This is a genomic window from Sphingobium sp. B11D3A (assembly GCF_025961695.1).
GTDB lineage: Bacteria > Pseudomonadota > Alphaproteobacteria > Sphingomonadales > Sphingomonadaceae > Sphingobium.
Genome location: NZ_JAOQOE010000001.1, coordinates 867,030 through 880,481, shown reverse-complemented (window position 1 = coordinate 880,481; position 13,452 = coordinate 867,030). Strand labels below are relative to the sequence as shown.

General features: G+C 65.2%; 9 protein-coding genes. 4 read left to right on the top strand and 5 right to left on the bottom strand.

Annotated elements, in window-relative coordinates; genetic code table 11:
* Window positions 1-3: 3 nt before the first annotated feature.
* Complete coding sequence (locus M2332_RS04195) at window positions 4-1,377, bottom strand: helix-turn-helix domain-containing protein (protein WP_264573088.1); 1,374 nt, start codon at window positions 1,375-1,377, stop codon at window positions 4-6.
* 326 nt (window positions 1,378-1,703) lie between these two features.
* Between M2332_RS04195 and M2332_RS04190 the strand changes: the two genes are divergently transcribed.
* On the top strand, window positions 1,704-2,477 hold the full coding sequence (locus M2332_RS04190) for an enoyl-CoA hydratase-related protein (RefSeq protein ID WP_264573087.1): 774 nt from the start codon (window positions 1,704-1,706) through the stop codon (window positions 2,475-2,477).
* A gap of 189 nt (window positions 2,478-2,666) precedes the next feature.
* Window positions 2,667-5,147 (top strand): putative bifunctional diguanylate cyclase/phosphodiesterase, encoded by a 2,481-nt coding sequence (locus M2332_RS04185; RefSeq protein WP_264574891.1) that lies wholly within the window; start codon window positions 2,667-2,669, stop codon window positions 5,145-5,147.
* On the opposite strand, the gene M2332_RS04180 is transcribed toward M2332_RS04185, so the two are convergent.
* The 3 genes from M2332_RS04180 to M2332_RS04170 are packed head-to-tail and all read right to left on the bottom strand — an operon-like array spanning window position 5,120 to window position 10,755.
* Window positions 5,120-6,547, bottom strand: a complete 1,428-nt coding sequence (locus M2332_RS04180; RefSeq protein ID WP_264573086.1) for an efflux transporter outer membrane subunit — start codon at window positions 6,545-6,547, stop codon at window positions 5,120-5,122. The genes M2332_RS04185 and M2332_RS04180 overlap by 28 nt on opposite strands.
* 1 nt (window position 6,548) lies before the next feature.
* Window positions 6,549-9,698 carry an efflux RND transporter permease subunit gene (locus M2332_RS04175; RefSeq protein WP_264573085.1) on the bottom strand — a complete coding sequence of 1,050 codons (3,150 nt, stop codon included), beginning with the start codon at window positions 9,696-9,698 and terminating at the stop codon, window positions 6,549-6,551.
* 16 nt (window positions 9,699-9,714) lie between these two features.
* Window positions 9,715-10,755: an efflux RND transporter periplasmic adaptor subunit gene (locus tag M2332_RS04170; RefSeq protein WP_264573084.1), complete on the bottom strand. Its 1,041-nt coding sequence runs from the start codon at window positions 10,753-10,755 to the stop codon at window positions 9,715-9,717.
* A gap of 271 nt (window positions 10,756-11,026) precedes the next feature.
* Between M2332_RS04170 and M2332_RS04165 the strand changes: the two genes are divergently transcribed.
* On the top strand, window positions 11,027-11,728 hold the full coding sequence (locus M2332_RS04165) for a response regulator transcription factor (RefSeq protein WP_181559966.1): 702 nt from the start codon (window positions 11,027-11,029) through the stop codon (window positions 11,726-11,728).
* On the top strand, window positions 11,725-12,831 hold the full coding sequence (locus M2332_RS04160; protein WP_264573083.1) for an ATP-binding protein: 1,107 nt from the start codon (window positions 11,725-11,727) through the stop codon (window positions 12,829-12,831). Before M2332_RS04165 ends, M2332_RS04160 begins: the two co-directional genes overlap by 4 nt.
* Before the next feature lie 9 nt (window positions 12,832-12,840).
* Here the strand turns inward: M2332_RS04160 and ybaK are convergent, their stop codons facing one another.
* Entirely contained in the window at window positions 12,841-13,314 is a 474-nt protein-coding gene (gene ybaK / locus M2332_RS04155) for a Cys-tRNA(Pro) deacylase (RefSeq protein ID WP_264573082.1), read from the bottom strand.
* Window positions 13,315-13,452 lie beyond the last annotated feature (138 nt).

Below are 13,452 nucleotides of genomic sequence, written 5' to 3'. Positions count from 1 at the left end.
GGTTCAGCCGATGCTGTAGGGAATGACGTGCCGGCCATCCCTCTCGACATGGATCGGGCGGTCGATGGGCGGGAAGGCGCGCTGCGGGCAGCCCTCGCGCGGGCAAAGGCGACAGCCCGGCCCGATCGGGGTGACTGCGGTATCATCGGCGAGGTCCAGCCCGTCCGCCCAGGCGAGATGGGCGGCATAATCGCGTTCGCAGGCGAGCACGATGGCATGGCGACGGTCTGGCCGTGCGATGGCGCGGGCAAGCAGGATATAGTGCACGCCATCGGGCATTTCCGCGCGCTCCGCACCGCTGTAATCAGCACGGGTCGGGGCCTCGTGCAACCTCAGGCGGGGGCAGAGCGGGCCATAGCTGCCAAAGTCCAGCCGCGTGGCGCTATGCCGCTTGGTGATGTTGCCGGCCGGATCAATGCGACAGAAGAAGAAGGGAATGCCGCGCTGTCCCGGTCGCTGTAGCGTGGCGAGCCGATGCGCGACCTGCTCGATGCTTACGCCAAACCGCGCCGCCAGCGCATCCACATCATGGCGGAGCGTCCGGGCCGTCTCGCGGAACAGGCCATAAGGCATGAGCAAGGCGGCAGCGCCATAATTGACGAGCGCGTGATGCAGCAGGGCATCGGCAGGCGCGCCGACCGGATGCTGGGCGATGACCCCGCGCATCGTGGAATCGGCCAGCCCGCGCAAATGCACGATATGGCTGGCGAGTTGGAAGGCGATGCTCGCGGCGGGCAGGCGGTCATTGACGTGCAAGGTCCGGCCATCGGGGGAGGGCGCGCGCAACAGCGTGGTCTTGAGTGGTTCGCGACTGACGGTGCAATCATGCTCGTCGCGCAGTGCCGCGCTGAGCGTCGCTAAGGTGCCTTCCGCATCGGAGCGCGCGCCGATGCTGAGCTGCGTGGCGAGATCCTCGGCGGCGGTGTCCAGATCATGGAAATAATTGTCGAACAGCCGCAGCCGATCGCTCACCTGATCGAAAGTCGCGCGTGCGCCCGGCAGCAGGCCGTTACCAAGCGCCTGTTCGGCCATGGCCAGCCGACCTTCGGTCTGTCGGAGCGCGTGATGCAACTCGACATAGCGCGCTGCAAATTCGGGGTATTGAACATGCAGCCGCTCGGTCCGCTCGGGATCGGGAGGCGGTGAGCGATGGCCGGGATTGGCGAGCGCCCAGTTGAAGGCGCCGAGCAACTGCTCCTCAGGCCGGGCATCGAAATCGGACCAGTCGAGCGGAAAGGCCGCCGCCAGCGCGGCCTTTACCCGTGCGGTCAGGGGACGGTCGTTATTCTCCAGTTGCGAGAGATAGGAGACGGAGATGCCCAGCAGCCGCGCCATGTCCGCCTGATCGAGCCGGCTCTGCAGACGCAGGTCGCGCACTTTCTGGCCAACGAACAATCTGTTTCCGCGTGGCAAGGACTGTCTCCGGGGTACGAGTCGGGGTGAGGGATCGCCGCACTGGCCGGGACAGTGGGCACGATCCGCAAATTTTTCATCCGCGGGTTAGCGCCTGTGCCGATAAACCAGGACGTCCTTCAAGACGCCCGCACCGTAGCGGAACCAGCTCATTTCGCAATTCCGCAAATTGCTGCTCGTGTTTGCCGATCCATACTCGCTCTGGCGCGACGCTTGCCGCGCGCGGGTACGATGCTAGCCTGCGCCCAGTCAGAACAGCGGTCGGCAACCGCGCCGCAAGGGAGGATCGATTGAGCGAGATCGTGCTGTCCACGCTGGACGATGGGGTGCTGACCCTTGCCCTTAACCGCCCCGAGCGGCTCAATGCCCTTTCCACCGGCCTGCTGGCAGACCTGACCCGCAAGCTCGATGAGGGCGTGCGTGCAGGTGCGCGGGCCGTGTTGATCACCGGGACGGGCAGGGCGTTCTGCTCCGGCGCGGATCTGGCCGATAGCGAAGGCATGGGCGCCGATCTCGGGGAGACCCTGGCGACCTATTATCATCCTCTGTTCCTGCGGTTGGCCGGCCTCGATATCCCGGTGGTGAGCGCGATCAACGGGCCGGCTGTCGGCGCTGGCGTTGCCTTGGCGCTAGCAGCGGACATCGTGGTGATGGCGCGCTCTGCCTATCTGCAGCTTGGCTTCGTCAATATCGGGCTCGTGCCCGATGCTGGCGCGACATGGCTGGTCGCGAAGAGCGCCGGGCGCGCCAAGGCGCTGGAATTGGCGCTTCTTGGTGAGCCGATGAGCGCTCGGGAGGCGCAGGACGCCGGACTGGTCGCCCGCGTGACCGACGACGAGAGGCTCGGCGAAACCGCACGCGGTCTTGGCCTCAAACTCGCGCAGGGGCCGACCCGCGCCATCGGCATGATCCGTAAGCAGGTCGCTGCCGCACTCAATCACAGCCTGTCGGAGACGATGGGCATCGAAGCCGCCAATCAGGCAGCGGCCGGCCACAGCGCGGATTTTCAGGAGGGCGTCGCGGCCTTTCTGGAGAAGCGGGTGCCGCGCTTTCAGGGGGATTGAGCGAGAAACGCTACGGAATTCGGCTCGTCGGTCGAGCCGAAAACTGCGATTTTTCTTTGCGTCATCTTTCCTGCTTTGTGAGCACCATTTGATCGATCTGACGATAGCCCGTTCGTTTCGTCCTATGGCAACGTTTTACTAACCTTTGAACGCTTAGCACTCTCCTAAACTCAGAGACGATTGGACGGCGTGGAGAGCTTTTACCATCTGGTCGTGGTTGATCAGCAGATTCGGGGCATGCTGATCATTGTGGCGATTTGCGGGTCTGGCATTTTAACGGCCACGGCCATTCTCGGTCATACGTTCAACATGAAATCGCAGAGCGTACGTCGGGCCTGGCTTGTGCTGGCGGGGTTGGTGACGGGCGTTTCGTTTTCAGCGATCCTGCTGACAGGGGTTGCGGCCTTGGGTGCGCGTGCCGGAACGACTACCGGGCCTGACATGGATCGTATCATCGTCGAAGGCGTGGCCAGTCTGCTCTTCATGACCGCCCTTGTTCTGGCCTGGCGTGGATTGATGGGTGGCAGTGCGGCATCGGCGGATGACGGCCAGCTTGCCGAGGCGCTCGATGAACTAGCCCATGTGCAAGCGCATCATCGCGCCTATGTCGAGCTCAATCCCCAGATCGCCTGGATGGCCGATGCGGAGGGACGCATCACCGAAATTGGCCCACTTTGGGCTGAACAGGTGGGCCTCGATCTAGAGGCCGGGCTAGGATATGGATGGACGCAGGCCGTTCATCCTGATGACCTTCCGACCGTTCAGGCCTTATGGGCGGACGTTGTCAAAAATCAGTCGGATGCCGCCGATGTCCGCTATCGCATCCGCATGGCGAACGGGATGTACCGCTGGTACCGGGCGCGCGCACGGCCTCACCGGGGTGAAGATGGCAAAGTCCTCGCCTGGTATGGCACGCTGGAAGACATTCACGACCATGTGATCGCCGAAACCGCGCTCAGGCAGAGCGAGGAGCGCTACCGCCTGGCGGCAGAAGCTGGGAACGACGTCATATGGGATTGCTCCTTGCCCACCGGCATTACGACCTGGAGCGGGGCGTACAAAAAAGTCCTGGGTTATCCAGAACTGGAGCAGGCCACGCATTTCGATTGGTGGATCGAGCGTATTCACCCCGATGACCGGGAGCGGGTCCTCGCCAACCAGAGGCGGGCGCTGGAGAGCGGCCAGAAGTTCTGGCTCGAGGAGTTTCGGTTTCGCACCGCTAAAGGGACGTTCATCGATACCAAGGCGCGAAGTGTCATCGTGCGCGGCGACAAGGGTGTACCCGTCCGGCTTGTCGGGTCGATACTGGATATCACGAAGCAGAAGCAGGCCCAGGCCGAGCTGAACTGGGCTGCGTATCACGACCACCTTACGAGGCTCCCGAACCGGGCGCTCTTCGGCGTTCGTATTCAGGCCGCGATCGACGCGGCATGTGATTCCGGTGATCCGGTGGCGCTCATGATCCTGGATCTCAATGGATTCAAGGAAATGAACGATTCGCTCGGCCATGCCGCAGGCGACCGGGTGTTGGTGGAGGTCGCTCGGCGCCTGTCCTCCTGTATCCCCGAAGGGGCGACAGCGGCTCGGCTGGGCGGCGATGAATTTGCGATCATCTTGCCTGGCCTGTCTGCGGCGGACGAATATCGCGCGGTAGCGGACGCCTTGAAGCGCTGCTTTGAAGTGCCGGTGCAGATCGAAGAACTGCGCATTCCAGTGAGCTTTTCCGTCGGTGTCGCTGTCTGGCCGCGCGATGGCTTTGAGCCCGGGGATTTGTTGATCGCGGCGGACCTCGCTCTCTATGCAGCCAAGGCCGACATGCCCGGCTCCGTCCGGGAGTTCTCCCCGTCACTCAAGGTGGCATCCGAGAGGCGAACCCGCATGCTGGTCATGGCGCGCGCAGGGTTGGACGAGGACCGCATCGTGCCGTTCTACCAACCCAAGGTGAACCTCCAGACCGGGCAGATCGACGGCTGGGAAGCGCTGTTGCGGGTGGCCGAGAACGGCCAGGTTCTGCCGCCTGCCGCCATCGAGGCGGCGTTCTCGGATGCCGAAATGTCGGTGCGGCTGACCGACCGGATGATCTGCGGCATCTTTGCGGACATCGCGCGCTGGCGGGCCGATGGGCTGGAGCCGGGGCGGATCGCGGTCAACGTGTCCGCGGGCGACTTTCGCGCGCCGAGTTTGCCGACACGTCTTGAGGATGCCGCCCGGACCCATCGGCAGGGTCTTGCCCAGATCGACATCGAAGTGACGGAGACTGTGCTTATCGGGCAATTGGGGCCAGAAGTCGCGCGGATGCTCGAGGAACTGCGCGGCCTAGGCGTGATGGTCGCGCTCGATGATTTCGGCACGGGCTATGCTTCGCTCAGCCATCTCCAGCAATTTCCCGTCGACGTGATCAAGATCGACAAGTCGTTCATCGACAGGATCGAGGACAGCACGCCGGGCGCGACGGCCGTCATCGACGCCGTGTTGCAGATGGCCCGGCGCCTGGGGATGCAGACGGTCGCGGAAGGCGTCGAAACCATCGCGCAGGCCCGCTATCTCCGCGCGCGGGGCTGCACGCTGGGGCAGGGCTTCTTGTTCAGTAAGCCGGTTCCGGCGTCACAGGTGCCCTCACTGCTGCGAGGGAAAGCCTATGGTCACTGGGAGTTCGGCGGCGTCGGCTGACCAGCAGTCGGCGCGGTCGGCTCATCGCCCCCGCCCAGGGCCCGGTAGAGCCCGGCGGCACTGGAGAGCTCCTGACGCCGCAACTCCAGCAGTGCGAGCCGCGCAGCATAATCGCTGCGCTGCGCATCGAGCAGTTCCAGCCGGGCATCGACCCCGGCCTGATAGCGCAGGCGGGAAAGCTCGGCGCGCCGCGCGGCCGACTGGGCCACGCCCCGCTGGGCTTCGATCTGGCGGGTATAGGTCTCCCGCCCGGCCAACCCGTCTGCGACCTCGCGGAACGCAGACTGAATGGCCTTTTCGTAGTTTGCGATGGCGATCGACTTGCGAACCTTCGCCAGATCGAGCTGGCCCTGCAAACTGCCGCCGTTGAAGATCGATTGGGTGATCTGCGGCGTGAACGACCAGTTGCGGTTTGCGCTATCGAACAGGCTGTCCAGCGCCATGCTGGTGAAGCCGAACAGACCTGTGAGCGAAATGCGCGGGAAGAAGGCGGCGCGGGCGGCGCCGACATCGGCATTGGAGGCGACCAGCTCATGCTCGGCCTGACGGATGTCCGGCCGGCTGGCGAGCAGGGCGGAGGGCAGGCCGACCGGCAGCTGGGTGCGGATCGGCTGGTCCATGAGCGCGATGGGGGCGGGCAGGTCGGCGGGCAGGGGCGCCCCGACCAGCAATTGCAGCGCGTTGCGCGCCTCGGCCAGCATCCGCGTGCGCATCGCCTGATCGGCCTGGGCCTGACTCACCTGTCCCTCTGCCTGCGCAACATCGAGCCCGCTGACCTGCCGCGCCTGCTGGAGACGGCGAGTGATCGCGAGCGAATCCTGCCAGTCGCCCAGCGTGCGGTCGGTGAGGGCAAGCTGCTCCTCGGCGAGCCGTTCGGCCAGATAGGCATCGACGATCGACCCGATCAGCGCGATGCGCGCGGCACGGCGGCCTTCGTCAGTGGCGAGATAGCGCTCGAAGGCGGCCTCGCTCTGCGAGCGGAGGCGACCGAACAGATCGATCTCAAAGCTGGTCAGCGCAGCATTGGCGGAGAACTGGCTGAACTCCGCGCCAGCGCCCGTTTGAGCCGTGGTCGCCGAAACACGTTGCCGGGAATAAGCCGCGTTGGCGTCCAGTGTGGGCAATTGCGCGCCCCTGGCGACGCGGAACTGGGCGCGGGCCGCCTCGACGTTGAGGGTGGCAACGCGCAGGTCGCGGTTATTCTCCAGCGCCAGCTCGATGAGCCGCTGCAAGCGCGGATCGCCAAACATCTCGCGCCAGCCCAGCGCGGCGGCACTGGCTGCCTCTTCGGGAGAGGCGAGCGGGTAGACCGGCGCAACCGGGGCAGGCGGTGTCTCCAGCCGGGGGTTCATCGAGCAGGCGCTGGTCAGCAGCAACGCCGCGAGGGCAAATTTACGCATCTCAATTCTCCGATGCGGGGTAGGCGGCAGGCGTCTGCAATGAACCATCGACATGCTTCTTGCGCTTTTGCCGCTCGACCAGCTTCATCACCACCACGAAGAAGACGGGGACGAAGAAGATCGCGAGAATGGTGGCACTGATCATGCCGCCGAAGACGCCCGTGCCGATGGCCCGCTGGGTCTCCTTGCTCGCACCGCCCGCCAGCATCAGCGGAACGACGCCGAGCGTGAAGGCGAAGCTGGTCATCAGGATCGGCCGCAAGCGCAGGCGCGCGGCGTGCAACGCGGCGTCGACCGCAGACATGCCGTTGTCATAAGCGTGCTTGGCAAATTCCACGATCAGGATTGCGTTCTTGGCGCTGAGGCCGATGATCGTGATCAGGCCCACGTTGAAGAACACGTCGTTGGGCATGCTGCGCAGCGTGACCGCCAGCACGGCGCCGAGCACGCCGAGTGGGACGACCAGCATCACCGCCGCCGGGATCGCCCAGCTTTCGTACAGCGCGGCCAGCACCAGGAAGACGACCAGCATGGAGAGGCCCAGCAGCAGGATCGCCTGATTGCCAGCGAGCACTTCCTGAAGCGACTGACCGGTCCATTCGATGGCGAAGCCGGGCGGCAGCTGGCTCGCAAGACGCTCCATCTCCGCCATGGCCTCGCCGCTGGAGTGGCCGGGCGCGGGCTGGCCGGCAATGCGCATGGCGGGATAGCCATTATAACGCACCAGCTGCAGCGGCATGGTCTCCCAGCGCGGCGTGACCAGCTCCGAGAGCGGGACCGTGTTTCCGGCCGCGTTGCGGACATACAGCTTGAGCACATCCTCAAGGTTCATGCGGAAGGGGGCATCCGCCTGCACGATGACCTGCTGCATCCGGCCATTATTGGGGAAGTCGTTGACATAGGCCGAGCCCATGGCCCCGCTCAGCGTGGAGGTGATGGACTCGAAGGGCACGCCCATGGCCTGCGCCTTCTGGCGGTCGATCACCATCTCGACGCTGGTGCCGGGCATCAAGCCTTCCGGATAGACGCCGGCAAGGGCCGGGTTTTTCGCGGCCATGCCGAGCAGTTGGAACTGCGCGGCCATCAGGGCATCGAACCCACGGCCCGAGCGGTCCTCAAGGCGCGCGGAGAAGCCGCCGGTGGTACCGAGGCCATCGATGGAGGGCGGGATGAGGCTCATCACGAGCCCTTCGCGCACGCCGGCACCGGTGGCCTGATTTGCCGCGCCGGCCTCGCCAAATGCGGTCGCGCCGTCACGCTCGCTCCAATCCTTGAGCATCGTGAAGCCAAGGCCGACATTGGCGCCCGCGCCGGAGAAGCCCCAGCCCAGCACAGAGATGGTATCGGCGATGCCGGCGCGCTGCGCGGTGTGCTTCTCGAAGACTTCCAGCGCTTCCAGCGTCCGGCCGGACGTCGCGTCCGAGGGAAGCTGGAAGACGGTCATGAAATAGCCCTGATCTTCATCGGGCAGGAACGATGACGGAAGGTTTGTATAGCCGACGATCATAAGCACCACGATGACCGCGAAGCTCGCCATCATCCGCGCGCTGCGCTTCAGGGCGCGCGTTACCCAGTTGTGATAGCCGTGCGTCATCGTGTCGAACTTGCGGTCGAACCAGCCGAAGAAGCCCTTCTTGGTTTCATGGCCCGTGACCGGCTTGAGCAATGTCGCACAGAGCGCCGGCGTCAGGCTCAGGGCAAGGAAGGCCGAGAACAGGATGGAGACCGCCATGGAGATGGTGAACTGCCGGTAGATCGCGCCGACCGAGCCGCTGTAGAATGCCATTGGCACGAACACGGCGGTGAGGACGAGGCTGATGCCGATGATGGCGCCCGTAATCTCGCCCATGGCCTTGCGTGTGGCTTCCTTGGGCGGCAGCCCTTCCTCGGCCATGATGCGCTCGACATTCTCGACCACCACGATGGCGTCGTCGACGATTATGCCGATGGCGAGGACCATGCCGAACATAGTCAGCACGTTTACGGAATAGCCGGCCAGCATCATGACGGCGCAGGTGCCGAGCAGGGCGATCGGTGCGACGACGGCGGGAATGATGGTGTAGCGGAATTTCTGGAGGAAGACGAACATCACCAGGAAGACGAGCACCATCGCCTCGACCAGCGTCTCGATGACCTTCTCGATCGAGATCTTCACATAAGGCGCGGTGTCGAACGGAATGCGGTATGACATGCCGCTGGGCATGGCCCGCGCCAACTCGACCATGCGCTCATGCACGCGGGCGGAGGTGGAGACCGCATTGGCGCCGGGCGCGAGCTGGACGGCCATCAACGCCACGGGCTTGCCGTTGAGGCGCGTCTGGAACCAGTAGGACGCGGAACCAAGATCGACCCGGGCGACATCGCCCAGCTTCAGGGCGGAGCCATCCGTTCCGGCGCGCAGCACGATTTCGCGGAACTGCTCGGGGGTTTTCAGCTGGCCCTCGACGGTGATCGGAACCTTGACGCGCTGGCCTTCGGCAATCGGCTCGCCGCCCAGCACGCCGGGCGAAACCGGTGTGTTCTGTGCAGCAATCGCGGTCGTGATATCGCTCATCGCAATGTCGTAGGAGGCCAGTTTCGCCGGATCGACCCAGATGCGCATCGCGCGCTCGGCGCCGAAGAGCTGGACACGGCCGACGCCGGGGAGACGCTTGAGCTCCTCGACAACATAGCGCGCCGCATAATCCGACAGTTCCTCGAGGTTCTGCTGGCCGTTGGACGATTCCAGGCTCACCAGATTGAGGAAGTTGCGATTGGCGGAATCGACCTGAATGCCGAGTTGGCGGACGATCTGCGGCAAGCGCGGCTCGGCGGCTTTGAGCCGGTTCTGCACGTCGACCTGCGCCAGCTCCGGGTTGGTCCCCGGCTGGAAGGTCGCGGTGATCGTCGCCTGACCGGACGTATCCGTCGAGCTCTCGAAGTACAGCAGGTTGCGCACGCTTGAGAGTTCGCGCTCGATCAGGCTGACGACGCTGTCATTCAGCGTCTGCGGTGTGGCACCGGGATAGGTCGCGGTGATCTCGACGCTTGGCGGGGCGATGCTCGGGTAGCGCTCCAGCGACAGGCGCGGGATGGCGATGACGCCCGCAAGGATGATCGCGATGGCGACCACCCAGGCGAAAACGGGCCGATCGATGAAGAAACGGGGCATGGGTTCGCTTTCGTCTTCAGCGCGCGGCCGCGGCGGGCTTGGCGGCGGCTGCAGGGCGCCATGGCTTGGCCGAAACGGTGGCGCCGGGCTGGACCCGATCCTGCCCTTCGACAATCACGGTTTCACCAGCCTTGATGCCTTGCGTAATCAGGACGTTTCCGTCGCGCACATCCCCGGTCTGCACCGGCCGCAGCTCGACCTTGCCGTCTTTCCCAACAATCCGGACGCTGGCCTGACCGGCGGGATCGCGCAGCACGGCTTGCTGCGGCAGAGTCAGCGCACTGGGCAGAACCATGCGGGGCAGGCGCGCACGCACGAACATGCCGGGCAGCAGCGCCCGCGTGGGATTGGGCACCTCGACCCGGGCGATCACCTCGCCCGTGCCTGGATCGACGCTGATGCCGGAGAAGAGCAGGCGCCCGGTCGCCGCATAGGGCTTGCCCTCGGATGAGAGGATCTCCACGGGCGCGCCCTGGGCGGAATTGCCGGCACGCGCCGCCTCGCGCAGCGTTTCGAGGCGGGCGGCCGGCTGACGCACGTCCACATAGACGCGGTCAATCTGTTGGACGGTGGCGAGCGGTTCTGCACCGCCGACGGCGGCAAGGGCGCCCTCGGTCACCATGGACTGGTCGATCCGGCCACTGATCGGCGAGCGGATCGTGGCGAAGCCGAGATCGACCTGCTGGCGCGCCAGCGTGGCGCGGCTCTGGGCGAGGTCGGCAGCGGCCTGATCGCGCGCGGCGACGGCATCATCATAGGCCTGTCCGCTGATCGCATCGACCTTCACCAGCGGCGCCAGGCGCTCGGCCTGGATGCGAGCGCGATTGAGGGCGGCCTGTGCGCGCTGCACGGCGGCTGCGGCGCTCTGTGTATCCGCGCGGAACGGCGTCGCGTCGATCTGGAACAGGGGCTGGCCGGCCCGCACTTCGGAGCCCTGCTCGAACAGCCGGCGCTGGATGACGCCATTCACCTGCGGGCGGATTTCCGCCACACGGAAGGCCATCACCCGGCCCGGCAGTTCGTCCGCCACGTCGACGCGCGAGGGGGAGACCTTCACGACCGATACCTCTGGCGGCGGCGGCGAGGATGGGGTCTCACCTCCTGAGCAGGCGGACAATACAAGCGCCATCGACGCGATAACGATATAGGCGCCGGAGCGCCTGGGGGGGCATTTTGTCATCATGTCCGACTCTTGATTTTTGCTTGTCCGCGCTGGCCCTTTGGGACTGGCTTGTCGAGGCAGTGTTGGTCAAGTGTGGAGAAATTGTGGAGGCAGGTGGCCCCCCGTTTGGAACTGCGGTAACGGCTTGCAGGCAGAAGGATATGCTATGGATGCCGAAAACGCGCTCGTGCTGGTCGCGGAAGACGAACCGGAAATCGCCGATGTCATCGCCGCCTATCTGGAGCGGGAAGGCTTCCGGACGGTCCGTGCCGCCGACGGGCGAACCGCGCTGGAGTTGCACCTTGCGCTCAAGCCGGACCTCGTGATGCTCGATGTGCAGATGCCGCGGCTCAACGGCTGGGACGTGCTGGCCGAGTTGCGGCGTCGCGGCTCGACCCCCGTGATCATGCTGACTGCGCTCGATCAGGATATCGACAAGCTGCAGGCGCTGCGCATCGGAGCGGACGATTATGTCGTCAAGCCGTTCAACGCGCTGGAGGTGGCCGCAAGGGCGCGCGCCGTGCTGCGCCGGTCCGGCGGCAGCCGGGGCTCCACCCTGCGAGTGGGGCCGATCGAAATCGATATGGACAGCCATCTGGCCAGCGTGATCGTCGGGGACGATCCGCAACGCGTGAGCCTGTCTCTCACCCTCACCGAGTTCCGCATTCTTGCGCACATGGCGCGCGCGCCCCGGCGGGCGTTCTCGCGTGGTGAACTGGTCGATGCCTGCCTGCCGGGCGGCGACGCGCTCGACCGGACGGTGGATACGCATTTGAGCAAGCTGCGGCGCAAGCTGGAGGATGCCGGTGCGCATGGCTTCATCAACAATGTGCGCGGCGTGGGCTTTCGTCTGGCAGATATTTCATGAAGAAGCCGGCAGGCGGTCTGGGGCGGCAGATCGTGTTGTCCACGGTGATCTCCACGGTCGCTTCCGTGCTGATCACGATCATCGGCCTCTATATCTTTTATGGCGTCATCATCCGGGTGGCGCCGCATATGCTGTTTCCGCTGACGGACGACTGGCGCCCGCACGGCATCGAATGGCTGCTCATCGGGCTGTTTTGCGTCGTCTCCACCGGCATTGCCGTGCTGGTGGCGACGCGGCTGGCCCGGCGGATCGTTCAGCCACTGGTTTCGGTTGCGCAGACCGCCCGGATCATTGCGGATGGCAATATCAAGGTCCGTGCGCGCAGCGATGATCGGGCGCCGACCGAGGCCACGATGCTGGTGGAGGATTTCAATCTGCTGGCCGACCGGCTGGAGCAGGCGGGCGAGGCCGTCCGCCGTTGGAACGCGACCATCGCGCATGAACTGCGCACCCCGGTGACGATCCTGTCCGGACGTCTCCAGGGCCTCGCCGACGGGGTGTTTGCGCCCGATCCGCCGCTGCTGCGCTCGCTCGTCACGCAAGTGAATGCCCTGACCCGCTTGATCGAGGATCTCCGCACGGTGAGCCTCATGGAAGGCGGCCGGCTGGACATGCGCTTCCAGCAGGTCGATCTCGCCGAAGAAATGGAGACGGTCGTCCGGCTGATGCAGCCCGAGCTGGAGACCGCGGGCTTCCGCATCGTCACCGCCTTCGATCGCGGCCTATGCTATGTCGATACCGCACGCATCCGGCAGGCCCTGATGGCGCTGCTCGAGAACGCTCATCGCCATGCCGACCCCGGTCAATTGGCCGTGACGCTGCGCATCTCCTCGTCCAGCGTGCTCCTGAGCGTGACCGATGAAGGGCCAGGGATGACGGAGGAGTTCGCCCGCCATGCCTTCGATCCGTTCCGTCGCTATATGGAGCAGGGCGGAGCGGCGAAAGGCAGCGGTCTTGGCCTCTCCGTGGTGCGCGGCATCGCCGAGGCGCATGGGGGCGCAGCGACCTACCGCACGGTCAATGGGGGCTCCTGCTTCACCCTCACCATGTCGCGATGGAAGCCGCGTGGCCCATCAGTGCCCACGCAAGGCGATCTCGCCTGATCCTGCGCGTTAGGCGGTGATGGCCGCAACCGTCGCGCCAAGTGCGGCGATCGCCTGATCTGGCGCCATGCACAGTTGCAGGCCGCGCTGGCCGCCATTCAGATAGATGTGCGGCTGGGCCAAAGCGCTCTCGTCGATCACCGCGCGGATCGGCTTCATCTGTCCAAAAGGGCTGATGCCGCCCACCTTGTAGCCGCTCAGGCGCTCGGCATCGGCCGGCTTCATCATGGCAGCGCTCTTGGCGGAGAGGGCGGCTGCAAACTTCTTCATCGCCACTTCGCTGCTCGCCGGAACGATGGCGCAGGCCGGCTTGCCATCCACCAGCGTCATGAGTGTCTTGAAGACGCGCTCGGGTGGCTGGCCCAACGCCTGGGCAGCCTGCAAGCCGATATGGGCGGCAGCCGGATCATAATCGTAGAGATGGATGGTGAAGGCGATGCCGGCCTTGCTCAGCGCCCGAGTGGCGCGGGTTTCCTTTGCCATGCGCGCTGCGTGCTGCGTACTGTTCACGATGTCAATGCAGCGCCGTTTCGTCCCTGGCCGCAAAATGGCGGACAATCATGGTGCACGGACAAGGCGAACCATTAAATAACCATGGCTCTTAGCCGTTCAGTATCGTGC